The following is a 24,720-nucleotide window of genomic DNA, read 5'->3' as shown; positions in this document are numbered from 1 at the left end:
CTGTCGCCCCGCGCATAGTTAACCCGTGCATCCACCTACCGAAGGGATTTCGCCGTGCGCTGGCTCAGGATCGCCATAGGTTTCACAATCAGTCTGCTGACCCTGCTCTGCTTGCTACCGGCCCAGGCCGCCGCGCAAGGCAGTGGCTGGGCAGTATTGCTCGATGAACAGGCCGACCTGCAACTGAGCGACATCCGTTCCGCCCGCTATACCAATCAATTCAGCCCCATCGAACTGGACCGGATCACAGCCGCTCAGCCGGACGGTGCGCTGTGGGTGCGCTTCAGGCTACAGCCCGGCAAGCACGAAAAAGTGCTGCGGGTGTTCGCCCCAGACCTGTCCAGTCTGAGCCTGTACGTGCTGGACGGCGACACCCTGGTGGAGCAACAAACCACCGGCACACGCCAGCCCCAGGCTGAGCGTCCGTTGCCCAGCAGTGACTTCATGCTGCCGATGCCTCAAAGCCAACGGCCACTGGAGGTGTACCTGCGCCTGGTCTCGGAACACGAGCTGCGCCCTTACATCACTCTGGAACCAGCGGTGCTGGCCGCCGCCAACCAGAACCAGACGCTGATCTACGGCCTGCTGTTCGGCGTGCTGTCGATGCTGATCCTGCACAACCTCACGCGCTTCGCCTACCACCGCTCGCGCAGCAGCCTGTGGCTGGCCGCGTGCGAGTTCCTGTTAATGCTCAGCCTGGCGCTGTTGCTCAACCTGGTGGGGCCATGGCTGCCGAACTGGCACGCAATCCAGACCCCCGGTGCCTACCTGGCCCTGCTGCTGACCGCACCCTGTGGGCTGATGTTTGCCTACCGCTTCTTCATGCCCCTGGGCCCGCACCCGCTGAACAAAGTGTTGATGGCCGACATCCTGCTGATCATCCTGTGCGGCCTGCTGTTGTTGTTCGTCAACACCCTGCCGCTGAACATCATCACCTATGCCCTGGTCGCGCTGGCGGGCCTGAGCATGCTGTTTGTCTCGGCCTATCACTGGCAAAAAGGCTACCGCCCGGCGCGCTTGTTCGTGGCGGCCATGGTGGTGTTCAACATCGGCACGCTGATCATTCTGCCCGCACTGCTCGGCCTTACCCTGGTGGCGCCACAGGGGCTGATCGTCACCCTCTTGAGCTTTATCTGCCTCAGCGGCCTGCTGATGAGCCTGGCCCTCGGCGAGCGCCAGCGCGCCATTGTCGAAACTCGTTTCAGCCTGAGCCGCGATCTGGCGGCCAGCAATGCCGAAGTCGCCGCCAAAGCCGAGTTCCTGGCGAAGATCAGCCACGAAATCCGCACGCCCATGAACGGTGTGCTGGGCATGACCGAGTTGCTGCTGGGCACACCGTTGTCGGTGAAGCAACGCGACTATGTGCAGACCATCCACAGCGCCGGTAATGAGTTGCTCACCCTGATCAACGAGATTCTCGACATTTCCAAGCTCGAATCCGGGCAGATCGAACTCGATGATGTGCAATTCGATCTCAATGCATTGATCGACGACTGCCTGAGCATCTTCCGCGCCAAGGCCGAGCAACAGAATGTCGAGCTGATCAGCTTTATCCAGCCCCAGGTGCCACGGGTGATCAGCGGTGACCCGACACGACTGCGCCAGGCTTTACTGAGCCTTCTGGAAAACGCCCTGCACAAAACCGATGAAGGCGAAGTGCTGATCGTTGTCGCGCTGGATGAGCGCAGCAGCAAGCCACGCCTGCGCATTGCCGTGCAAGACAGCGGCGTACCCATGGAAGCTGCCGAACGCGACGCCCTGCTGCACAGCGAACTGCACAGCAAGAACTTCCTTTCGGCGACGCGCTTGAGCGGCCACCTGGGCCTGGTCATCGCACGCCAACTGATCTTGTTGATGAACGGCGAGTTCGGCGTCAAGAGTGGGAGCCACCAGGGCAGTACCCTGTGGCTGACCCTGCCGCTGGACCCGGAACGCCTGGAACACCCGACCAGCGACCTCGACGGCCCGCTCAAGGACGCCCGCGTGCTGGTGGTGGACGACAACGACACCTGCCGCAAAGTGTTGGTGCAGCAATGCACGGCCTGGGGCCTGAACGTCAGCGCCGTGCCTTCGGGCAAGGAGGCCCTGGCGCTGCTGCGCACCAAGGCGCACCTGCGTGATTATTTCGATGTGGTACTGCTGGACCAGAACATGCCCGGCATGACCGGCATGCAACTGGCGGCGAAGATCAAGGAAGACCCGAGCCTGAACCACGACATCCTGCTGATCATGCTCACCGGCATCAGTAACGCACCGAGCAAGATCATTGCGCGCAACTGCGGGATCAAGCGCATCCTCGCCAAACCAGTGGCTGGCTACACCCTCAAGACCACCCTGGCCGATGAACTGGCCCAGCGCAGCAAAGGCGCCCCCGTGGCACGCCAGGCCCCCAGCGCACCGGCAGCCATCACCGTGCCCAGCGATTTCCGTATCCTGGTAGCCGAAGACAACAGCATTTCCACCAAAGTGATTCGCGGCATGCTCGGCAAGCTCAATCTCGACCCGGACACCGCCAGCAACGGCGAAGAAGCGCTGCAAGCGATGAAAACCCAGCGCTATGACCTGGTATTGATGGACTGCGAAATGCCGATTCTCGATGGCTTCTCCGCCACACAGCAACTGCGGGCATGGGAAGTCAGCCACCAACGCGTGCGCACGCCAGTGGTGGCGCTCACCGCGCATATCCTGTCGGAACACAAAGAACGCGCCCGCCAGGCAGGCATGGACGGGCATATGGCCAAGCCGGTGGAACTGTCGCAGTTGCGCGAGCTGGTGGACTACTGGGTCGCGCAGCGCCAACAGCGCCCTGAGCACAGCACCCTTTCCTGACTTGAAATACCATTCCCTGTGGGAGCTGGCTTGCCAGCTCCCACATTTGATCTGTGTCGGATAGACTCCTCCACACTTTCCCCGCCCGCGAGCCGCCCCCATGCTCCATGTGTTATTCAGCGTTTACCTGAAGATGCTGGTGCTCTACAGCCCGTTCTTTGTGCTGTCCTGCTTTATCAGCCTGACCCGTGGCTATTCCAGCAAGGAGCGTCGGCGCCTGGCGTGGAAAGTTGCACTGGCCACCCTGGTATCGAGCGTGCTGCTCTACCTGTTTGGCCGGGTGATTTTCAGTGTGTTCGGCATTACCGTCGACGCGTTCCGTATCGGCGCCGGCAGCGTGTTGTTTATCTCCGCCCTGGGCATGGCCCAGGGCAAGTCGGCGGTGCAGACCGACAACGTGCAGCAGGACGTGACCATCGTGCCGCTGACCATCCCCCTCACCGTCGGCCCCGGCACCATCGGCGCCTTGCTGGTGATGGGCGTCAGCCAACCACACTGGGACGACAAGCTTACCGCCATCCTCAGTATTGCCCTGGCCAGCCTGACGGTGGGCGTGGTGCTGTACCTGTCCAACCGTATCGAACGCATTCTCGGCGACCAGGGCTTGCAGATTGTCAGCCGGTTGATGGGCCTGTTCGTCTGCGCCCTGGCCGCGCAAATCATTTTTACCGGGGTACGGGGCTATCTGGTGCCCTAGATCCGGTATTTGGCGATAGCCATTTCCACTTTGTCACCGGCGCTTTCGCGCATCAGTTGGATGGTTTTCTCGTTGACCATAGAGGTATTGAGCACCAGGCAAGTCTGCCCGCTGAAGGCCTCGAACGAGGAGCTGTCCCACTCCAGGAAGGGCAGGCCCACCTGTTTATCCACACCATGGGTGCTGTAGGTCACCAGCACCATGATCAACTCGCCGTCTGTTTCAGCGCAGGAGGCCAGGCCGAAATCGCCGCCCTCATGCACCGCGCAATTGCGCTTGAACAGCTCGAAAGACGCTGGCTGACGCTTCAATGCATCCAGCGCATCGGCGGCCAGCTTGGGCAAGGCGCTAAGCAGTGGCCCGAACAGCGCCGTCGACGTCAGCATCGAGGCGATGATATTCAACGCCGCCAGTTGCACCGTCAGGCCCTTGCCCGCACGCGAGACCCGCTCAAAGCGACTGCGCAGCGGCAGCCACCCCAGGCTGACCATCACCTTGATAAATTCCTCGTACCACGCCTCGCTGCCCCGCTGGACGTTCAGCACATCGCTCACATAACTGCTGGCCAGCAGATAGCTTTTGCGTACGTATTCGCGGTTCAACGCCGACAAGCCTTCGGCAAATGAAATCACCCCGTTGTTGACCACGGCCGCATTGCAATCATCGTCGCGATCCAGCGCACAAGCGGCCTGCCTGGCAGGTGCGCCCGGCAATTTGTAGGCGGCAATCAACTTGCGCCTTTTTTTACTGTTGATCCTTCTGTGACGTCGCTCCATTTTCTGTTCTCCACAAGCACCCCACATGGGGCTTGCTTCCACCCTAGTCCAGGGAGCTGCGGGGTTTCCATGCGATAAACATCCCTTGGACTGCCCCGCCCAAAACCAGCGTCCAGCAATGACAAGGCGCGGCGGGCAGGCGTGCGGTTTTCATCGCATAAAAAAGAAAAAGCTCCGAACAACGCCAGGGGAATCCCTGGGTTATCCGGAGCTTTCCGGCGGCCAACGGGGCTGTTTTCAGGAGTTGGGTTTGTCGCCATACCAACGTGGTGTGTACACCCACTCGCCGCCACCCGCGCGCGGGAACACACAGGTGGTGGATGAACCGATCAGCACCATGGTGCGCATGTCCACCTGCTCGGGCGTCAGTTGCCCCAAGGTAGTGACGCGCAGCGTCTGGCCTGGACGACCGATGTCACGGCCCAGCACCACCGGCGTCTGCGGCGTGCGATGCAGCGCGACGATCTCCAGGGCGCGTCCCAGTTGCCAAGGCCGCGACCTGGAGATCGGGTTGTAGAACGCCAAGGCCAGGTCGGCCTGGGAAGCCAGGTCCAGGCGTTTTTCGATGATCGCCCAGGGCTTGAGATTATCCGACAGCGACATCACACAGAAGTCATGCCCCAGCGGCGCGCCCGCCTGGGCAGCGGTGGCCAGCGAAGCGGAAACCCCCGGCAGGATTTCCAGGTCGACCTGATGCCACGCCGGCTCGCTGGACTCGTGCAGCGCCTCGATCACCGCTGCGGCCATGGCGAATACACCCGGGTCACCAGAGGACACCACCACCACCGAGCGGCCTTGCGCGGCTAGCTCGAAGGCGTGGCGGGCGCGCTGCATTTCTTCGCGGTTGTCAGTGCAGTGTTGCACTTGGTCGTCCCGGAAAGGCCCGGCCATGCGCACGTAGGTTTCATACCCCAGCACATCGGTGCAACGCGCCAGTTCCGCCTTCACCGCCGGCACCATCAGTTCTGCGGCGCCGGGGCCCAGGCCGATCACCGCCAGACGCCCGCGCGGGCGCCCAACCTGTGACAGGTCCAAGGGCTGCTCGGCCACGGTAATACTGATGTCCGCAACGGGACTCAGCACAGCAAAGCGCAGCGGTACACCCAAGGCCGACGCGGCTTCATGCAAGGACGCGTCAGCCATCTGCAGGTCGCTGGCCAGCAGGCAGGCCAGGGATTGCACCGCGACCCCCGCCTCATGCAGCGCTTGGCGCACACGCTCGGCCAACTGCACACCCGGCCGACAGGTGACGTAGACATTCTGCGGGTAAATCAACAACTCGTTGGCTGCCGGTGAGCGCTCGGCACTGCCCACATGAATCGCCAGGCGCGCCTGTTGATCCTGAGGCAGGTTAGCGTCCTCCAGCCATGGCGCCGCGCCTTCAATGCGCACGCTTTCGCCGGCCAGAAGGTCGCAGACAAAGCGTTTGCCCAGCTCGATGTCGGCCAGTTGATAGCCCGCCGGCGGGTTGAGCAGGCAGGTGCCAAAACGCAACTCGCCGCTGGTGGTGATGGCGGCGGACACGCCGAGCGCTGCGGCAATGTCGCGCGCCATGAGGTTCACGCCCCCCAGGCCGCCGAGCAACGGCACCACAGCGCTGCCGTCTTCAGCCACGGCCAGCACGGCGGGTTCTTCGCCCTTTTCCAGCAGCAACGGTGCAAGGGTGCGAATCACAATGCCCGCGGCACACAGGGCAATCAGTGGCGTGCCCTGCTGATAGAGCTGACGCAAGGTCGCGCCGAATTCGCTGTAGGTACGGTCTGCCCCCTCAACCCGTGTGGCCAGGCCGTGGATCAACGCGCCGGGGTAAACCTGCTGGAGCCTGCGCGCAGTCGCCAGGCTGCCTTGGCCCAGAATCACAATCGCCGGGGTCATCAACCTTGCCACCGTTCACCGGGCACGATGATCAGCGAGAAGTACGGCGACGACATCGGCTCCACCTGATCCAGCGGCACGATCTTCTGGTTGGCCATGGTCGCGCGTTCCACGTACAACGCCCGCTCGGCCAGACCCAGTTCTTCCAACACCTGGCGCACTTTCGGAAAGTTGCGCCCCAGCTTCATGATCACTGCGGCATCGGCATCCGCCAGGCGGCGCTTGAGATCCTCATGGGGCAATACGCCCGAGAGCACCGACAAGCTCTGGTTGCGATACACCAACGGCGCGCCGAGTACCGAGGCACCACCGAGCATCGAGCACACACCCGGAATCACCTGGGCCTCGTAGCGCTCGGCCAGGCGGTCATGCAGGTACATGTAGGAGCCGTAGAAAAACGGGTCACCTTCGCAGATCACCGCCACGTCGCGGCCCGCGTCCAGGTGCGCGGCCACGTCGAGGCTGGCATTGTCGTAGAAGTCGCTGATCACCTGCTCGTAGGACAGCGGCGCCGGCAGCACTTCGGTGGTCACCGGGTACACCAGCGGCATCAGGGTCTGTTGCGGCACCAGGTGGTCCTCGATGATGCCGAAGGCGTTGCCCTTCTTGCCTTTGGCCACGAAGTACGCCACCACCGGCGATTCACGCAGCAGGCGCAGGGCTTTGAGGGTAATCAGTTCCGGGTCACCGGGGCCGACGCCCAGGCCGATCAAACGTCCGCGCACCTGCATTATTCGACCTCCGTGGCCAGGGCATTGACGGCGGCGGCAGCCATGGCGCTGCCGCCCAGGCGACCTTGCATGATCACGAACGGCACCCCACGACTATCAGCGGCGAGCATGGCCTTGGATTCGGCGGCGCCGACAAAGCCCACCGGGAAACCCAGGATCAACGCCGGTTTCGGCGCGCCGGCGTCGAGCATTTCCAACAGATAGAACAACGCGGTCGGCGCGTTGCCGATCACCACCACACTGCCTTCCAAATGCGGACGCCACAGTTCCAGAGCGGCGGCGGAACGGGTATTGCCCAACTCCCGCGCCAGCTCCGGCACGCTGTCGTCGCGCAGGGTGCAGATCACTGGGTTATTGGCTGGCAGGCGTGCGCGGGTCACGCCTTCGGACACCATCCGCGCATCGCACAGAATCGGCGCACCAGCGGCCAGCGCATCGCGCCCGGCCTTGCCCGCACCTTCGGAAAACTGCAGACCGTCGATGGCCTCGACCATGCCGCACGCATGGATCACCCGCACCGCGAGTTTTTCCAAATCAGCCGGGATGCGGTCCAACTTGGCTTCCGCGCGAATAATGGCGAAGGAGTTGCGATAGATCTCCTGACCGTCGCGGATGTAATCAATCATCGGTGTTGCTCCGTGGACGAGCGCGCAACAGGGCGCCCGCCGCTTCAATGGAAAGAGTACGCGCGTGCAGCCGGCCAAAACCAGGCTGGGCTGCATCGCGAAAATAGAGGTCGTAGTGGCCGGGGCTCACCGCCAGCAAGGTGACTGGCGCGGTGTGCGCGGCAGCGCAGGAGCGCAGGCAGCCGGACAGATGCACCTCAACGCCCGGTTGCAGAGCGGCCAGTTGCACGGCGTCGGCCTTGGTGTCGGCCAGGCCTTTTGCGCAGCCGCTGGAACCGGTGCAGGCAATCATGCGCGCCAGCGGGTGGCCGAGCGAGCAGATAAAGCCCAGTTGCGCCAGGCGCTCGGTCACGGCGTGAGGCTTTTCGACGTTGGGCACCAGCACACCCTGCCAGGGGGTGAAGCGCAAGGTGCCGTCCCCATAGTCACTGGCCAGTTGTGCGGCGCCCTTGAGCATCGTCGGGTCCAGGCGGCCCAAGGGCGCGAGGGCGGCGACGTAGAACTGATTCTTTTGCACTTGTGGATAAGTGCCCACCTGGAGCGACGCGTCGCTGGCCGGGCGTGTGAAGCCGTCGGCTGGCAGCAACGGCAAGCGCAAATGGTTCAGCACGTTATCCACCTGCAAATGGCGCATGCGCGTTTGTTCTGGGGTGGCGAGGTCCAGAAAGGCTTCCAGCACTGCCACGACCAACCCATGCCCCTGGTTCAAAGGCACGGCGGCCAGGGGCGCATCCAGACCGGGACAGCCGGCCAGGCCAAACGCGAGCAGGGTTTCGCCATGGCGTACGAAGGCCGACAACCACAGGTCGTGGTGATGCTCGAGCATCGCCAGGTCCTCGCCGCCATCGAGTTGCACCGCGAACTTGGCTGACAGCTCATGGAAACGCGGATGGTTCTCCAGGGTGGCGAGGATCTGCGCGGCCAGCGGGCGGGTGTCGAACAGCATCTGCGGGTCAATGCCGGCGCTGGGGCTGAGCATCAGGTTGCGCACGTCGTCACCGCCCGCGTTGCTGGGGCCCAGGCCCGCCGCCAGCAGCCGGGCGATCAACGCCTCCTGCTCGGCGCCGATGCCGCGGATCTGCAGGTTGGCGCGGTTGGTCGCCTCGATCACCCCGCCCGCATACGCCTGGGCCGCGTCCGCCACGGCGTGGGCCTGGGCGGCAGTGATCGCGCCGCCCGCCAATTTGACTCGGCAAATGCCACCGTCCAACGCCTGGACAATACGCAGCAACCCCGGACAAGCCGAGGGGCGCAAGGTATTCACAGCGGGCGTTGGGTTCACGGGGCTACCGGTTGACGGGTAAAGGCGCGGTATTATGCCTGCTTTGTCCGGCGGCATGAAAAGCCTGCCCGTCGGATGTCGTTCAAGGAATTGATATGTCGCCCTGGCTGACGGTTGTAGGCATCGGTGAAGACGGCTTCAAAGGCCTGGGCAGAAATGCCCGGCATGCCCTGTTGCGCGCCACGCGGATTATAGGCGGCCAACGCCAGTTGGACCTGTTGCCGGTGTGTATTCGTGGCGAACGCCAGGTGTGGCCGAGCCCGTTTTCCCTGGAGCCAGTGTTGTCGCGGCGCGGGGAGCCTGTGTGCGTTCTGGCCAGTGGCGATCCGATGTTCTATGGCGTCGGCGCCAGCCTGGCGCGGCAAGTGCCAGCTGAAGAGTTGTTGATTTTGCCCGCGCCATCGTCGGTATCCCTGGCGGCGGCGCGCCTGGGCTGGCCGTTGCAGGAGGTGATGACGTTATCCGTGGTGGCTCGTCCGGTGGCGGCACTTAATGCGCATCTGGCCAGTGGCGTGCGCTTGTTGGTGTTGAGCAATGACGCTAGCAGCCCCGCTTTGATTGCCGCGTTGTTGGTCGAACGTGGTTTTGGCTCCAGCCGCATCAGTGTGTTTGAACATTTGGGCGGCCCGGCTGAACGGCGTATCGACGGGCACGCGCAAGCGTGGGAGCACACGGCGGTTGCCGATTTGAACCTGGTCGCCATCGACTGCCTGGCGGATGCGAACGCACCGCGTCTGTCGCGACTTGCCGGCTTGCCGGACTCGGCTTTCAAACACGATGGCCAACTGACCAAACGCGATGTGCGCGCCATGACCCTCGCCCGCCTCGCGCCCATGCCGGGCGAACGGTTATGGGACGTGGGCGCGGGCAGTGGCTCCATCGGTATTGAATGGATGCGCACCCATCCCAGCTGTCGCGCCTTCGCGATCGAAGCCGACGCAGGCCGACAAAGCCTGATCGAACACAACCGCGACGCCCTCGGCGTGCCCGGCCTGCAACTGATTCGCGGCAAGGCTCCGGAGGCATTAAGCGGCCTGGAAACACCAGACGCCATCTTCATCGGCGGCGGCGTCACCCGCGACGGCGTGCTCGATACCTGCTGGCAACACCTGCGCCCCGGTGGCCGCCTGGTTGCCAATGCCGTGACCCTGCAAAGCGAAATGACCTTGATGAACTGGCGCGCCGAGCATGGCGGCGAACTGACCCGCATCCACGTGGCCCAGGCGCAGCCCCTGGGCGAGTTCGATACCTGGCGCCAGGCGCTGCCGATCACGTTGCTGGAAGTGATCAAACCGTTATGAAAAGGATTCTTTTACTGGGCGGCGTCACGGAAGCGCTGGCCATCGCCCGTACCTTGGGGCCGCAGCATATCTACAGCCTGGCCGGCGTGGGCCGCGTACCAACCGACCTGAACTGCAAGGTTCGTGTCGGGGGTTACGGAGGCGCTGAAGGGTTAGCGCAGTTTATTCGTGACGAACGTATCAGCCTGATCATTGACGCCACCCATCCGTATGCAGCGCAGATCAGCCAAAACGCGGCCCAAGCGGCGCAATTGAGCGATGTGCCTTGCTGGGCATTGCGACGCCCGGCCTGGCAGCCGCAGCCGGGGGATGATTGGCGCGAGGTCGCTGATTGGGCCGAGTTGGTCAAAGCGCTCAAACCCTTCAAGCGCCCGCTGTTCACCTTGGGTCGCGAACCCTTGCAACACCTCGACGAAATCCCCGCCGAGCAGTTCTGGACCTTGCGCGCGCTGGATGTGTATTCCGGCAACGAGCGCTGTGAGGTGATCGGCGCACGCGGGCCGTTCCTCATCGAGGACGAGCGGGCGTTATTCCAAGAACGGCGGATTGATGTGCTGATCAGCAAGAACAGCGGCAGCACCGCCACCGAGCCGAAGCTGGAAGTGGCGCGTGAGCGTGGGGTGCCGGTGTTGGTGTTGAAGCGGCCGGTGTTGGCTGCCGTAGATCGAGAGTTCACAGCAGTGCCGGCGTTGCTACAAGCAATCACTCTTTTCTAAACACCAGCTATCCAATGTGGGAGCGGGCTTGCTCGCGAAGGCAGTGGGTCGGCCAAAACATCCAGCGACTGACACACCGCTTTCGCGAGCAAGCCCGCACCCACAGTGTTCAGCGTCGCCTGGTGCGCCGCGTCCCTTCTGCAAAATTGGCAAGCGGCCGTTCTCGTCTATCCTCAAACCCAACACTGCGACACCAAACCACACCCGCCCTTTTTACTTATCCCCCCCGATCAGGCTAAATACCCGCCTGATCGTTTAACCCTACGGATTATCCGCCATGGCCCGTCAACGCTTTGCAATTGCCTGGATCGCCTGCCTTGCAGTGCTGTTCAATGCGTTTGCCATGCCGTTGGCCAGTGCAATGCAGCAGACGGATGACCCGATCAAGCGTCTGATGTGGGGCGGGTTCTGTTCGTCCAATGGCGCGAGCCTCAAGGCGATTGCCCTGGGCAAGCTGGAAATTCCCGCACCTCCGGACGATCACTCTGCCATGCAGCATTGCTGGTATTGCTCGGGCTCTGCGCCGTTGGTGGCGTTGCCGGGGCATGTGCCGCAGTTGTATGTGACGCGCTTCGAGGCGGTGCAGAACTTGCCGCCGCGCTTATTGCAAAATCCTACGCCACGCCAGCAATGGCCTAGCCTTAATCCGCGCGCCTCTCCAACGGTCTGAGCTTCTTCGCAAGTGAACTGCGTTTAGAACCGTTCTGGAGAACTGCCATGCTTAAATCTTCCCTGCTTCTGGCCGCGTTGCTGCTGCCGGTGTTCAGTGCTGCCAATGCCGAAGACTACAAGGCCGGCGATTTGCTGGTGAGCGACCCCTGGTCTCAGGAGTTGCCACCGAATGCGCCCACCGTCGCCGCCTACTTTGTAATTCATAACACCGGGGCGGCCCCGGATCGCCTGCTCAGCGTTGAAACCAGCGTTGCCGAAAAAGCCGAGCTGCATGAGCACGTAATGCAAGGCGATTTGATGAAGATGCAACAAGTGCCCAGCGTCGCCGTACCGGCCAAGGGTGAACTGACCTTCGCGCCGATGGCCTATCACGTCATGCTGCTTGGCCTCAAAGACCGCAGCCTGTTGGCCGATGGCAAGCAATTTCCTCTGACCCTGACCTTCGAAAAAGCCGGCAAGGTCGAGGTGCAAGTGTCGGTACAGAGAATGCCACCGATGGCCGGCCACGAGCACATGCACGCCCAGTAAGCCAACCTCGATGGGCGCCCCTCGCGCCAGGTTGTCTCCCCACCGCCGCCTGATGCGCGGCAGTTGGATCAGCCTGTTCGCCATGCTGATGATTTTTATCGGTCCGCTGATTTCCCAAGCGATGCCGATGGATCATCACGCCAGCATGTCCATGACCATGGACATGCCCAACTGCCATGGTGAACCTGCGCAGCACAGCAAAGCCCCCGACGAGCATCATGTTCTCTGGGAAAAATGCGGCTATTGCAGCTTGCTGTTCAGTTGCCCGGCCCTGCCCGGCAGCGTCTGCTACGCAACCCTCGGCACCCCGCCGCCCGCCAACGCCCTCCCCCCCGCCACGCGCCTGGGCCATGCCCGGCAGAGCATCTTCCCCGGCGCCCGCAGCCGCGCGCCGCCCATCGTTTCGTAAGCCCTTCACCGCGTTACTTCACCCCGGCCGACTTTAGACAGACAGCCGCAGGCTGCTGGCCGTGTTGTTTACGATTGATTGATGGAATTTGTCATGTCCAGGTTTTCTGCTGACACCCGTTTGGGAAGTACTGCCCTGCTCACCGCCTTATGCGGCGCACTATTGGCTGCCCACGCTCACGCCGACGAGCATGAGCTGAGCCCCACCGTCATCACCGCGATCGCCCCCAGCTCACCGCTGACCGTGGTCACCAACCCCAAAGACCCTCGCCAACCGGTGCCCGCCAGCGATGGTGGCGACTACCTCAAGACCATCCCCGGCTTCGCCCTGGTGCGCAACGGCGGCACCAACGGCGACCCGGTGCTGCGCGGCATGTTCGGCTCGCGTCTGAATATCCTCACCAACGGCGGCATGATGCTCGGCGCCTGCCCAGGCCGCATGGATGCGCCAACTTCGTATATTTCGCCGGAAACCTACGACAAGCTCACCGTGATCAAAGGCCCGCAAACCGTGCTCTGGGGCCCGGGCGCGTCAGCGGGCACCATCCTGTTCGAGCGTGAGCCGGAGCAATTCGGCGAGCTGGGCACGCGGGTCAACGCCAGCGTATTGGCCGGCTCCAACGGGCGTTTCGACAAGGTCATCGATGCCGCTGCCGGCGGCCCATTGGGCTATGTGCGCGTGATCGGCAACCAGGCCCATGCCGACGACTACAAGGACGGCAACAACGACACCGTCGCCTCGCGCTATGACAAGTGGAACGGTGACGTGGCTGTGGGCTTCACGCCCGATGCCGACACCCTGCTGGAACTCACCGCTGGCCGTGGTGATGGCGAGGCGCGCTACGCCGGTCGCGGCATGGACGGCTCGCAGTTCCTGCGCGAAAGCCTGGGGCTGCGTTTCGAGAAATCCAATATCGGCGAGGTGCTGGATAAGGTCGAGGCCCAGGTCTACTACAACTACGCCGACCATGTGATGGACAACTACAGCCTGCGTGTCCCTTCGGGCACCGGCATGATGGCGGGCCCCATGGCGTCCAACGTCGACCGCCGCACCCTTGGCGCACGCATCAAGGCCACCTGGCGCTGGGCGGATGTGCAATTGATCAGCGGCCTGGATGCGCAGACCAATGAACACCGTGCGCGCAGCAGCATGGGCATCGACACGTATAAGGATCTGCCGCGCAACAAGGACGCCAATTTCCACAACTACGGTGTGTTCGGCGAACTGACCTGGTACGCCGCCGACAACGATCGCCTGATCACCGGCGCACGCCTGGACCGCGCCTCGGCCAAGGACTTCCGTCAACGCACCGGCTCGGGAATGATGTCGCGCCCGAACCCGACCGCCGGCGACACCCGCGCCGATACATTGCCCTCGGGCTTTGTGCGTTATGAGCACGACCTGGCGGACAGCCCCACCACGCTGTATGCCGGCCTGGGCCACGCGGAACGTTTCCCGGATTACTGGGAGCTGTTTTCCCCCAACACCGGCGCGGCCGGTTCGGTGAATGCCTTCGACGGCGTGAAGCCCGAGAAAACCACCCAGCTCGACTTCGGTGCCCAGTACAAGAGCGCCGACCTGGAAGCCTGGGTGTCGGGCTATGTCGGCCAGGTGCGCGACTTCATCCTGTTTGACTACAGGCCCGGCATGATGGGCACCACCTCCCAGGCGCGCAATGTGGACGCACGTATCATGGGCGGCGAATTGGGCGCGGCGTACAAGCTGACCCAGCATTGGAAAGCCGACGCTAGCCTCGCCTATGCCTGGGGCAAGAACAGCAGCGACGGCAAGGCCCTGCCACAAATGCCACCGTTGGACACGCACCTGGGCCTGACTTACAGCGAGGACGACTGGAGCGCCGGCGCCTTGTGGCGGGTGGTTGCAGCGCAACACCGTATCGACCCGAACAAAGGCAACGTGGTCGGCAAAGACTACGACAAGAGTGGCGGCTTCGGCGTGTTCTCGCTGAACGCGGCATACCGCATCAACAAGCACTTCAAGGTCAGTACCGGGGTCGACAACCTGTTCGGCAAGGCTTATGCCGAGCATCTGAATCTGGCCGGTAACGCAGGCTTCGGTTACCCAGCCAACGACCCGCAGGCCATCAAGGAACCCGGGCGTACGCTCTGGACCAAGGTGGACATGAGCTTCTAAAAGCATCGCAGGCAAGCCTGCGCCCACAGGTGGATTACAGTCCCCTGTGGGAGCTGGCTTGCCTGCGATGACGGTGTAACAGACCAAGAAAAATCAAAAGCCTTATGCGGAGCACCCGATGACCATACAAAAAATTTCCTTCTACAACCTGGCCTGGCGCTGGCACTTTTACGCCGGCCTCTTCGTCGCCCCCTTCATGGTGCTGCTGGCCCTCACCGGCATCATCTACCTGTTCAAACCCCAGCTCGACCCGCTGATGTACGGCCACCTGCTCACCGTGCCCGCCGCCGAACACGCGCTGAGCGCCGACGAGCAACTGCAGCGCGCCCAGGCCGCCTACCCCCACGCCGCGATCAGCAAATACCTGCCCCCTGCCGATGCCACTCGCAGCGCGCAGTTCGTGATGCGCAACGACGCCCACGAAGTGACGGTGTTCATCGACCCCTATCGCGGTACCGTCCTCGGTGAGCAGGACGCAAACAACAACCTGCAAGCCATCGTCCGCGCCCTGCACGGCGAACTGATGATCGGCACCGTCGGCGATCGCCTGATCGAATTGGCCGCCGGCTGGGGCGTGATGCTGGTGGTATCCGGCCTGTACCTGTGGTGGCCGCGCGGCAAGTCACCTGCAGGCATTCTGTGGCCTCGCTTCAATACCCGTGGTCGGGTGTTCTGGCGTGACCTGCACGCTGTCGCCGGCTTCTGGGGCGCGGCGTTCCTGCTGGTGATGCTGCTCAGCGGCATGACCTGGACCGGGTTCTGGGGCAAGCAATACGCCGACCTGTGGAACACCTTCCCAGCCGCGATGTGGAACAGCGTGCCGCAGTCCGACCAGCAGGCCCGTGTGCTCAACACCGCCACCCAGCAGACCGTGCCCTGGGCCCTGGAAAACACGCCGATGCCAATGTCCGGCGACCACGCCGAGCATATGAATCACGGCGCAATGCACGCAGGCCCGGCCGCACCCACGGTGCGTCTGCAACAGGTGGTCGACCTGGCCAACGCACGCAAGGTCGAGCCCGGCTACAGCATTACCTTCCCCACCACCGCCACTGGTGTATTCACCGTCGCGGTGTTCGCCGACGACCCGCGCAACGACGCCACCCTGCACGTGGACCAGTACACCGGCAAGGTCCTGGCCGATGTGCGCTGGGATCATTACAACCTGGTCGCACGCGCAACCGAAACCGGCGTGATGCTGCACGAGGGCAAGATGTTCGGCTGGGTCAACCAACTGATCGTGCTGGTGATCTGCCTGATGATTCTGCTCAGCGCGGTCAGCGGCGTGGTGATCTGGTGGAAGCGCCGGCCACAAGGCGGGCTAGGTGTGCCGCCGCTGCGCCACGACCTGCCCAAGTGGAAAACCGCGATGGCGATCATGCTCGGGCTGGCGATCATTTTTCCGTTGGTAGGGGCTTCGTTGGTCCTGGTGTGGGCGCTGGATCGCTTGTTGCTGTCACGCATCAGCGCAACCGCCTGAAGCATTGTCGCGCAACGCCCTCTTTTGAAGCCTGCCGTGCACTCAATGGCCTCCGTGGCGCCAACCTGGTGCGCCACGGAGCGGCTTTACCTCCCGAACCCGCCGGTAAACCGTGTCTGGCGTAGCAGGCACAGCCTTTGCAAAGCCCTGTGTATCTGCCCCACAACAATTATCGGTACACGGAGATCGCACCATGAAGCGTCGCAGCTTGATCAAGGCTTTCACTTTGTCGGCATCCATTGCCGCCATGGGTTTGACCTGGACCGTCCAGGCCGCCGAGACCATCAAGGTCGGCATCCTGCATTCGCTGTCCGGGACCATGGCGATCTCCGAAACCTCGCTCAAAGACATGGCGCTGATGACCATCGACGAGATCAACGCCAAGGGCGGGGTGAACGGCAAGATGCTCGAACCGGTGGTGGTGGACCCGGCGTCCAACTGGCCGCTGTTCGCCGAGAAAGGTCGGCAACTGTTGACCCAGGACAAGGTGGCCGTGGTGTTCGGCTGCTGGACCTCGGTGTCGCGTAAATCCGTACTGCCGGTGTTCGAAGAACTCAACGGCTTGCTGTTCTACCCGGTGCAGTACGAAGGCGAAGAGATGTCGCCCAACGTGTTCTATACCGGTGCGGCCCCGAACCAGCAGGCGATCCCGGCGGTGGAATACCTGATGAGCGAAGAAGGCGGCAGCGCCAAGCGTTTCTTCCTGCTCGGCACCGACTACGTGTACCCGCGCACCACCAACAAGATCCTGCGCTCGTTCCTGCATTCCAAAGGCGTGGCGGATAAAGACATCGAGGAGGTCTACACCCCGTTCGGCCACGCCGATTACCAGACCATCGTCGCCAACATCAAGAAGTTCTCCGCCGGTGGCAAGACCGCGGTGGTCTCCACCGTCAATGGCGACTCCAACGTACCGTTCTACAAAGAACTGGCCAACCAAGGCTTGAAAGCCACCGATGTCCCGGTCGTGGCGTTCTCGGTGGGTGAAGAAGAACTGCGCGGCATCGACACGAAGCCGCTGGTGGGCAACCTCGCGGCCTGGAACTACTTCCAGTCGGTGGAAAACCCGGTGAACCAGAAGTTCGTGGCCGACTGGAAAGCCTACGCCAAGAAACACAACCTGCCGGGCGCCGACAAAGCCGTGACCAACGACCCGATGGAAGCCACCTATGTGGGCATTCATATGTGGGCGCAGGCGGCGGAAAAAGCCAAGTCCACTGACGTCGACAAAGTGCGTGAAGCCCTGGGCGGCCAGACCTTCGCCGCGCCGTCGGGCTTCACCCTGACGATGGACAAGACCAACCACCACCTGCACAAGCCGGTGATGATCGGTGAGATCCAGGCCGACGGGCAGTTCTCGGTGGTGTGGCAGACCGAAGCGCCGATTCGTGCACAGCCATGGAGCCCTTACATTCCGGGCAATGACAAAAAACCGGACTACGCAGTGAAGAGCAACTAAAGCCCCCACAGCTCGAATGTGGGACATGGTCACTGTGGGAGCTGGCTTGCCTGCGATGCAAACAACTCGGTGTGCCTGACACACCGCAGCGATGCCATCGCAGGCAAGCCAGCTCTTACACACAGCCTGCTCCCACACTGTCCCCGCATGACCAGGACATTTTTATATGCCCACTGCCCTCCACCGCCTCATCCTCGCCCTGCTGCTGTTGCTGCCCTTTGGCGCACATGCCAGCGACGCCGAAGACTTCCTTGCCGCCAACCCGGTGCAGCAAGCCAAACTCCTGCAGGACTGGGCCGCCCACCCCGACCCAACGCGTATCGAGTTGGTGGATGCCCTTGAGCAAGGCCAACTCACGCTCAACGGCGAAACCAAGACCGTGCGCCTGAACAACCGCCTGCGCGGGTTGATCAATAACGTGCAAGCCAGCCAGCAACTGCTCGCCGCCGACCCCAAGGTGCGCCTGGAGGCAGCGCGCACCCTGCAAAAAAGCGCGGTGCCTGCACAACTTAAATTCCTCGACCAGCAGGTCGCCGCCGAGACGGATGAGCAGGTGCACAGCGCCCTGAGCCTCGCCCTGGCCAACCTGCAACTGGTCGACCCCGACCCGGTGGTGCGCCTGGCGGCCGTGCGCTTGCTCGGCAGCACCGGCGACCCGCTGGCCCGCACGCGCCTAGAGGCGCTGCTGGCGCCAGGCGTGGAAGCCGACGCCGCCGTACACACCGCCGCTGAAACCAGCCTGGCCCAGGTCAAACGCAAACTGATGATGGGTGAGATCCTCGGCCAGGCGTTCAGCGGCATGTCCCTGGGCTCGATCCTGCTGCTGGCGGCCCTGGGCCTGGCGATCACGTTCGGCCTGCTCGGCGTGATCAACATGGCCCACGGCGAGATGCTGATGCTCGGCGCCTACTCCACTTATGTGGTGCAGTTGATGATGCAGCGCTATGTGCCCCAGGCCATCGAGTTCTACCCGTTGATCGCGTTGCCGGTGGCGTTTTTTGTCACCGCGGCCATCGGCATGGCGCTGGAACGCACAGTCATCCGTCACTTGTATGGCCGCCCCCTGGAAACTCTGCTCGCCACCTGGGGCATCAGCCTGATGCTGATCCAGCTGGTGCGTCTGGTGTTCGGCGCGCAGAACGTCGAAGTGTCGAACCCTGCCTGGCTGTCCGGCGGCATCCAGGTACTGCCCAACCTGGTGCTGCCGTACAACCGCATCGTGATCATTGCCTTTGCGCTGTTCGTGGTGGTGCTCACTTGGCTGCTGCTGAACAAGACGCGCCTGGGTCTGAACGTGCGCGCCGTCACCCAGAACCGCAACATGGCCGCCTGCTGCGGCGTGCCCACCGGGCGCGTGGACATGCTCGCCTTTGGCCTCGGCTCCGGTATCGCAGGTTTGGGCGGCGTGGCGCTGAGCCAGATCGGCAACGTCGGCCCGGACCTGGGCCAGAGCTACATCATCGACTCGTTCCTGGTGGTGGTGCTCGGCGGCGTCGGCCAGTTGGCCGGCAGTGTCATGGCCGCCTTTGGCTTAGGAATCGCCAACAAAATCCTCGAACCCCAGATCGGCGCCGTGCTCGGCAAGATCCTGATCCTCGCGCTGATCATTCTGTTTATCCAGAAACGCCCGCAAGGACTCTTTGCACTGAAAGGACGGGTGATCGACTGATGAACCAGCCATTGATGCTTACGGCCACGCAAAAGGCCGGCCCCAAAGTCACGATTGCGGTCGGTGCAGTCATCCTGCTCCTGCTGCTGGCCTTGCCCCTGTGTTCACTATTGTCTGCCGACAACCCGCTGCATGTATCGGCCTACACCTTGACCCTGGTGGGCAAGATTCTCTGTTACGCCATCGTCGCCCTGGCGCTGGACCTGGTGTGGGGTTACGCCGGGATGTTGTCCCTGGGCCACGGTTTGTTCTTCGCCCTGGGCGGCTACGCCATGGGCATGTACTTGATGCGCCAGGCGGCAGGCAGCGAGTTGCCGGCGTTCATGACCTTTTTGTCCTGGACCGAATTGCCCTGGTACTGGGCCGGCACCGACCACTTCCTCTGGGCGTTGTGCCTGGTCGTACTGGCCCCCGGTGTGCTGGCCTTGGTGTTCGGTTTCTTCGCCTTCCGCTCGCGGATCAAGGGCGTGTATTTCTCGATCATGACCCAGGCCCTGACGTTCGCGGGGATGCTGTTGTTCTTTCGCAACGAGACCGGGTTCGGCGGCAACAACGGCTTTACCAACTTCCGCAGCATCTTAGGTTTTGGCATCACTGAACCGGGCACCCGGGCGGTGTTGTTTTTCGCCACGGTGCTGTTGCTGGTGGCCAGCCTCTACATCGGCTGGCGCCTGGCGAAAAGCAAGTTCGGGCGTGTGCTCACCGCCCTGCGCGATGCCGAGAACCGCCTGATGTTCTGCGGTTACGACCCACGCGGTTTCAAGCTGTTCGTGTGGGTGTTGAGCGCAGTGTTGTGCGGCCTTGCCGGTGCGCTGTATGTGCCGCAGGTGGGCATCATCAACCCCAGCGAAATGTCACCGACCAACTCCATCGAAGCCGCTGTGTGGGTAGCGCTGGGCGGGCGTGGCACGTTGATCGGGCCGTTGCTCGGCGCCGGTGTGGTCAATGGCATGAAGAGCTGGTTCACCGTGGCCTTCCCCGAGTATTGGCTGTTCTTCCTGGGGGCGCTGTTCATCATCGTCACCCTGTACCTGCCCAAGGGCGTTATCGGCCTGCTGAAGAAATGAGGAACGTCATGCTTGAACCTATTTTCGACGCAGGCAGCGGCCGCGATGCGATTGGCATCGGCCAGGTCGCGGGCAAAGGGCTCAACACCCGCCACGGCACCATTCTGACCCTGGAAGATATCAGCGTCAGCTTCGACGGTTTCAAGGCCCTCAACGACCTGAACCTGTACATCGGTGTTGGCGAATTGCGCTGCATCATCGGCCCCAACGGCGCGGGCAAGACCACGCTGATGGACGTGATCACCGGCAAGACCCGGCCCAGCCACGGCAAGGCCTGGTTTGGCGAAACCCTGGACCTGACCCGCATGAGCGAAGTGCAGATCGCCCAGGCCGGCATCGGGCGCAAGTTCCAGAAGCCCACGGTGTTCGAAGCCCTCAGCGTGTTCGAAAACCTCGAGCTGGCGCAGAAGACCGACAAGTCGGTGTGGGCCAGCCTGCGTGCGCGCCTGAACGGGGAACAGAAGGACCGCATCGAGGAAGTGCTCGACACCATCCGCCTCACCGCCTCGGTGCATCGCCCCGCCGGCTTGCTGTCCCACGGCCAGAAGCAGTTTCTGGAAATCGGCATGTTGCTGATGCAAGACCCGCAACTGTTGCTGCTGGATGAACCGGTAGCAGGCATGACCGATGCCGAAACCGAATTCACCGCCGAGCTGTTCAAGCGCCTGGCCGGCAAGCACTCGTTGATGGTGGTGGAACACGACATGGGGTTTGTCGGTTCCATCGCTGATCACGTCACCGTATTGCATCAGGGCAGCGTACTGGCCGAAGGGTCGCTGGAACAGGTGCAGGAAAACGAGCGGGTGATCGAGGTTTACCTCGGCCGCTGACGCTGACACGAACGGCTTATGTGGGAGCTGGCTTGCCTGCGATAGCGGTGTACCTGATACACCGGGTCGCCTGCATCGCAGGCAAGCCAGCTCCCACAGTTGATCCGGTTCCCGCAGGGGGATTGAGGAGGTTTTGAGAATGTTGCAAGTCGACAAGCTGCACCAGTACTACGGCGGTAGCCACATCCTGCGCGGGCTGTCTTTTGACGTGAAGATCGGCGAAGTCACCTGCCTGCTCGGGCGTAACGGCGTGGGCAAGACCACCCTGCTCAAGTGCCTGATGGGCCTGCTGCCGGCCAAGGAAGGCGCAGTGAACTGGGAAGGCAAGGCCATCATCGGCTTCAAGCCGCACCAGCGCGTACATGCCGGCATCGCCTACGTGCCCCAGGGCCGCGAGATTTTTGCGCGGCTGACCGTAGAAGAAAACCTGCTGATGGGACTGTCGCGTTTCCCCGGTTCCGAAGCCAAAGAGGTGCCGGCCTTCATCTACGAACTGTTCCCGGTGTTGCTGCAAATGAAGCATCGACGTGGCGGCGACTTGTCCGGCGGCCAGCAGCAACAGTTGGCGATTGGCCGTGCCCTGGCGAGCCGCCCGCGCCTGTTGATTCTCGATGAGCCCACCGAAGGCATCCAGCCGTCGGTGATCAAGGAAATCGGCGCGGTGATCAAGAAGCTCGCGGAGCGCGGCGATATGGCGATCCTGTTGGTGGAGCAGTTCTATGACTTTGCCGCTGAACTGGCTGACCAGTACCTGGTGATGTCCCGTGGCGAAATCGTGCAACAGGGCCGTGGTGAAAATATGGAACGCGAAGGTGTGCGCGGGCTGGTAACCATCTAATCTGTAGCCTCCTAACGATAAGCACACGCCATGAACCTGCCCGTTACCCCTGCCCTGTTCACGCCCAGCTGGCACGCCGAGCTGGAACTCGGCTACGCGCGTGTCAATGACACCACGCGCCCGGTGCTGCGCCGCCACCTTGGCCCGCTGCGGGTGCAAAAACACCTGTACGCCGAAGGCCCCGAGGTATGCCAGCACATCATCGTGCACCCGCCCGGCGGGATTGCTGGTGGCGATCGCCTGGACATCAGCGCCCATGTGGGCACGGGTGCCTGGGCACAACTGACCAGCCCCGGCGCCGCCAAGTGGTACCGCGCCAGCGGCCCGGCGTTTCAACACGTCAAGTTGACCGTCGAGGCCGGCGCGACGCTGGAATGGCTGCCCCAGGAAACCATCGTATTCAGCGCCGCCCAGGCCGAACTGACCACACGAGTGGAGCTGTCGGGCGATGCGCGGTTGTTCTACTGGGATGTGGTCGCTCTGGGCCGCCCGGCCAGTGGCGAACGGTTCGACCTTGGCCACTTTCAATCGCACCTGGACATTCGCCGCGACGGCCAGTTGCTCTGGCATGAGCGCCAGCGCATTGTGGGCGCCGATGGATTGCTGGATTCGCCTATCGGGCTGGATGGGCAACCGGTGTTTGCCACGTTGCTGGTGACCGGCGAGATCGACCCTGAACTGCTTGAGCAATGCCGCTCACTGCCCCATGCGGTGCGCGGGGATTTGACCCAATTGCCTGGCTTACTGGTGGCGCGTTGTTTGGCCAGTGAAGCGCTGCTGGCGCGGGGGTGGTTGATTGATCTATGGCGGCTTTTGCGACCGGCCGTACTCGGCAGGGAAGCGATATCACCAAGAATCTGGAGCACATGAAGATCAAACTGTGGAGTCTGCCCCTGTGGGAGCTGGCTTGCCTGCGATGGCATCACCTCGGTACATCAGAAACACCGAGTCGCCTGTATCGCAGGCAAGCCAGCTCCCACATAAATCAGCCTCACATGGGATCTTCTATGTATTTAAGAATGAATTTTATGAAGGACCTTGAACCATGGACCTGACCCCACGGGAAAAAGACAAACTGCTGATCTTCACCGCAGGCCTGGTCGCCGAACGGCGCCTGGCACGCGGAGTGAAGCTCAACTACCCGGAGACCATCGCCTATATCTCCGCCGCCCTGATGGAGGGCGCCCGCGATGGCCGCACCGTGGCCGACCTGATGCACTACGGCACCACCCTGCTCAGCCGCGAACAGGTGATGGAAGGTATCCCGGAAATGATCCCGGATATCCAGGTGGAAGCCACGTTCCCCGACGGTACCAAGCTGGTCACCGTCCACCAGCCCATTGCCTGAGGCGCAGCCATGATTCGTGATGCAACCGAACACGACCTGCCGGCGATCCGCGCCATCTACAACGACGCGGTGTTGAACACCACGGCGATCTGGAACGAGCAACCGGTGGACCTGGCCAACCGCCAGGCCTGGTTCAGTGCGCGCCAGGCGCAGCAGTACCCGATCCTGGTCGCGGTGGACAACGACGAAGTCACCGGCTACGCCTCATTCGGCGACTGGCGCCCCTTCGAAGGCTTCCGCTATAGCGTGGAACACTCGGTATACGTGCGCAATGACCAGCGCGGCAAAGGTCTCGGCCCGCGCCTGATGCAGGCCCTGATCGAGCGCGCCCGCAGCTGCGGCAAGCACGTTATGGTCGCCGCCATCGAAAGCGGCAACCTGGCCTCGATCAGCCTGCATGAGCGCCTGGGCTTCGTGACTACCGGGCAAATGCCGCAAGTGGGCATCAAGTTCGGCCGCTGGCTGGACCTGACCTTTATGCAACTGACGTTGAATCCGGGCGCCGAACCGCCCCAGGAGTGAGATCGATGAGCGCTGCACAACTGCGTCGAGTCAATGCTGAAAGCTTTGCCCATTACCGCCGGGGCTTGATCGAGCTGTTGCTGGACGCGGTGCAGCACGGCGCTTCGGTGGGCTTCATGGCCGACTTCGATGAGGCCCAGGCCCGGGACTACCTGACCGGCGTGCAAGCCGGCGTCGAGGACACCAGCCTGCTGCTGTGGGTAGTGGTGCGCGACGAGCAGGTGATCGCCAGCGTGCAATTGGCGTTGTGCCAGAAAGCCAACGGCCTGAACCGCGCCGAGGTGCAAAAGTTGCTGGTGCACAGCAGCGCCCGTCGCCATGGCCTGGGCCAGCAATTGATGAATACCCTGGAACTCGCCGCGCGCCAGCACAAGCGTGGCCTGCTGTACCTGGACACCGAGGCCGGCTCCGGCGCCGAAGCCTTTTACCAGTCGCTGCGCTACACCAAGCTCGGTGAACTGCCCGACTATTGCCAAAGCCCGGACGGGCGTTACAGCCCGACCGCCATCTACTTCAAGACCCTGGGGCAACCTGCATGATTCCTGGTGAATATCAGATCCAGCCTGGCGAGATCGAACTGAATGTCGGCCGCCGCACCCTCATCCTCGGCGTAGCCAACAGCGGCGACCGGCCGATCCAGGTGGGCTCGCATTACCACTTTTTCGAGACCAATGACGCACTGGAGTTTGACCGGGCGGCCAGCCGTGGCATGCGCCTGAATATTCCGGCGGGCACGGCGGTGCGGTTTGAGCCGGGGCAGCGTCGGGAGGTGGAGTTGGTGGATTTGGGTGGTGGGCGGCGGGTATTTGGATTTGCAGGGCGGGTCATGGGCGACCTTTAGGGCCTCATCGCAGGCAAGCCAGCTCCCACAATTGGAATGCAATCCCTGTGGGAGCTGGCTTGCCTGCGAT

24 protein-coding genes are annotated in these 24,720 nt (G+C 62.8%); 19 read left to right on the top strand and 5 right to left on the bottom strand.

Annotation, left to right across the window (positions count from 1 at the left end):
• The first annotated feature begins 54 nt into the window (after nt 1-54).
• Together CLM72_RS03055 and CLM72_RS03050 are read left to right on the top strand one after the other, a co-directional pair.
• A complete protein-coding gene (locus tag CLM72_RS03055) occupies nt 55-2,829 on the top strand; it encodes a hybrid sensor histidine kinase/response regulator (protein ID WP_105225594.1) in 2,775 nt (924 codons plus the stop codon).
• A gap of 100 nt (nt 2,830-2,929) precedes the next feature.
• Entirely contained in the window at nt 2,930-3,526 is a 597-nt protein-coding gene (locus tag CLM72_RS03050; RefSeq protein WP_003171467.1) for a MarC family protein, read from the top strand.
• Here the strand turns inward: CLM72_RS03050 and CLM72_RS03045 are convergent.
• The 5 genes from CLM72_RS03045 to cobG form a co-directional block, all read right to left on the bottom strand.
• Nucleotides 3,523-4,302, bottom strand: a complete 780-nt coding sequence (locus CLM72_RS03045) for a hypothetical protein (RefSeq protein WP_105225593.1) — start codon at nt 4,300-4,302, stop codon at nt 3,523-3,525. The two genes, CLM72_RS03050 and CLM72_RS03045, sit on opposite strands and share 4 nt — an antisense overlap.
• A 237-nt stretch (nt 4,303-4,539) precedes the next feature.
• Nucleotides 4,540-6,177, bottom strand: coding sequence for a precorrin-3B C(17)-methyltransferase (gene cobJ / locus CLM72_RS03040; protein ID WP_105225592.1), 1,638 nt, complete (start codon nt 6,175-6,177; stop codon nt 4,540-4,542).
• Nucleotides 6,177-6,908, bottom strand: a complete 732-nt coding sequence (locus tag CLM72_RS03035; RefSeq protein ID WP_003188163.1) for a precorrin-2 C(20)-methyltransferase — start codon at nt 6,906-6,908, stop codon at nt 6,177-6,179. The genes cobJ and CLM72_RS03035 overlap by 1 nt, the downstream gene beginning before the upstream one ends.
• Nucleotides 6,908-7,534, bottom strand: a complete 627-nt coding sequence (locus tag CLM72_RS03030; RefSeq protein ID WP_034126410.1) for a precorrin-8X methylmutase — start codon at nt 7,532-7,534, stop codon at nt 6,908-6,910. Before CLM72_RS03030 ends, CLM72_RS03035 begins: the two co-directional genes overlap by 1 nt.
• A complete protein-coding gene (cobG, locus tag CLM72_RS03025; RefSeq protein ID WP_105225591.1) occupies nt 7,527-8,873 on the bottom strand; it encodes a precorrin-3B synthase in 1,347 nt (448 codons plus the stop codon). Before cobG ends, CLM72_RS03030 begins: the two co-directional genes overlap by 8 nt.
• Before the next feature lie 38 nt (nt 8,874-8,911).
• Here cobG and cbiE point away from each other — a divergent pair, with 38 nt between their 5' ends.
• The 17 genes from cbiE to CLM72_RS02935 all read left to right on the top strand — a co-directional run bounded on the left by cbiE (nt 8,912) and on the right by CLM72_RS02935 (nt 24,650).
• Nucleotides 8,912-10,117: a precorrin-6y C5,15-methyltransferase (decarboxylating) subunit CbiE gene (gene cbiE / locus CLM72_RS03020; RefSeq protein ID WP_105225590.1), complete on the top strand. Its 1,206-nt coding sequence runs from the start codon at nt 8,912-8,914 to the stop codon at nt 10,115-10,117.
• Nucleotides 10,114-10,833 carry a cobalt-precorrin-6A reductase gene (locus tag CLM72_RS03015; protein WP_105225589.1) on the top strand — a complete coding sequence of 240 codons (720 nt, stop codon included), beginning with the start codon at nt 10,114-10,116 and terminating at the stop codon, nt 10,831-10,833. The genes cbiE and CLM72_RS03015 overlap by 4 nt, the downstream gene beginning before the upstream one ends.
• A gap of 277 nt (nt 10,834-11,110) precedes the next feature.
• Nucleotides 11,111-11,503 (top strand): DUF2946 domain-containing protein, encoded by a 393-nt coding sequence (locus CLM72_RS03005; RefSeq protein WP_105225587.1) that lies wholly within the window; start codon nt 11,111-11,113, stop codon nt 11,501-11,503.
• Nucleotides 11,504-11,550: 47 nt separating this feature from the next.
• On the top strand, nt 11,551-12,033 hold the full coding sequence (locus CLM72_RS03000) for a copper chaperone PCu(A)C (RefSeq protein ID WP_105225586.1): 483 nt from the start codon (nt 11,551-11,553) through the stop codon (nt 12,031-12,033).
• Nucleotides 12,034-12,043: 10 nt separating this feature from the next.
• On the top strand, nt 12,044-12,442 hold the full coding sequence (locus tag CLM72_RS02995; RefSeq protein WP_105225585.1) for a DUF2946 domain-containing protein: 399 nt from the start codon (nt 12,044-12,046) through the stop codon (nt 12,440-12,442).
• A 93-nt stretch (nt 12,443-12,535) separates the two neighbouring features.
• Complete coding sequence (locus CLM72_RS02990) at nt 12,536-14,596, top strand: TonB-dependent copper receptor (RefSeq protein ID WP_105225584.1); 2,061 nt, start codon at nt 12,536-12,538, stop codon at nt 14,594-14,596.
• Nucleotides 14,597-14,714: 118 nt separating this feature from the next.
• Entirely contained in the window at nt 14,715-16,076 is a 1,362-nt protein-coding gene (locus CLM72_RS02985) for a PepSY domain-containing protein (protein ID WP_105225583.1), read from the top strand.
• A gap of 193 nt (nt 16,077-16,269) precedes the next feature.
• Entirely contained in the window at nt 16,270-17,535 is a 1,266-nt protein-coding gene (gene urtA / locus CLM72_RS02980) for an urea ABC transporter substrate-binding protein (RefSeq protein ID WP_096143994.1), read from the top strand.
• A 166-nt stretch (nt 17,536-17,701) separates the two neighbouring features.
• Complete coding sequence (urtB, locus tag CLM72_RS02975) at nt 17,702-19,204, top strand: urea ABC transporter permease subunit UrtB (RefSeq protein ID WP_105225582.1); 1,503 nt, start codon at nt 17,702-17,704, stop codon at nt 19,202-19,204.
• Entirely contained in the window at nt 19,204-20,271 is a 1,068-nt protein-coding gene (gene urtC, locus CLM72_RS02970) for an urea ABC transporter permease subunit UrtC (protein ID WP_034126400.1), read from the top strand. The genes urtB and urtC overlap by 1 nt, the downstream gene beginning before the upstream one ends.
• A complete protein-coding gene (gene urtD / locus CLM72_RS02965) occupies nt 20,268-21,101 on the top strand; it encodes an urea ABC transporter ATP-binding protein UrtD (RefSeq protein ID WP_014716710.1) in 834 nt (277 codons plus the stop codon). Before urtC ends, urtD begins: the two co-directional genes overlap by 4 nt.
• Nucleotides 21,102-21,240: 139 nt before the next feature.
• Nucleotides 21,241-21,939 (top strand): urea ABC transporter ATP-binding subunit UrtE, encoded by a 699-nt coding sequence (gene urtE, locus CLM72_RS02960; RefSeq protein ID WP_105225581.1) that lies wholly within the window; start codon nt 21,241-21,243, stop codon nt 21,937-21,939.
• Between the two features lie 30 nt (nt 21,940-21,969).
• On the top strand, nt 21,970-22,809 hold the full coding sequence (locus CLM72_RS02955; protein ID WP_057977772.1) for an urease accessory protein UreD: 840 nt from the start codon (nt 21,970-21,972) through the stop codon (nt 22,807-22,809).
• Nucleotides 22,810-22,984: 175 nt separating this feature from the next.
• Nucleotides 22,985-23,287, top strand: coding sequence for an urease subunit gamma (gene ureA / locus CLM72_RS02950; protein WP_003171437.1), 303 nt, complete (start codon nt 22,985-22,987; stop codon nt 23,285-23,287).
• Nucleotides 23,288-23,296: 9 nt separating this feature from the next.
• The gene (locus CLM72_RS02945) at nt 23,297-23,809 is read left to right on the top strand and encodes a GNAT family N-acetyltransferase (RefSeq protein WP_105225580.1); all 513 of its coding nucleotides are present in this window, start codon (nt 23,297-23,299) and stop codon (nt 23,807-23,809) included.
• Nucleotides 23,810-23,814: 5 nt separating this feature from the next.
• A complete protein-coding gene (locus CLM72_RS02940) occupies nt 23,815-24,348 on the top strand; it encodes a GNAT family N-acetyltransferase (RefSeq protein WP_034126396.1) in 534 nt (177 codons plus the stop codon).
• Nucleotides 24,345-24,650: an urease subunit beta gene (locus tag CLM72_RS02935; protein WP_060764600.1), complete on the top strand. Its 306-nt coding sequence runs from the start codon at nt 24,345-24,347 to the stop codon at nt 24,648-24,650. The genes CLM72_RS02940 and CLM72_RS02935 overlap by 4 nt, the downstream gene beginning before the upstream one ends.
• Nucleotides 24,651-24,720 lie beyond the last annotated feature (70 nt).

Source organism: Pseudomonas sp. MYb193, from assembly GCF_002966775.1.
Lineage (GTDB): Bacteria > Pseudomonadota > Gammaproteobacteria > Pseudomonadales > Pseudomonadaceae > Aquipseudomonas > Aquipseudomonas paracarnis.
This window is presented reverse-complemented; position numbering and strand designations above follow the sequence as displayed.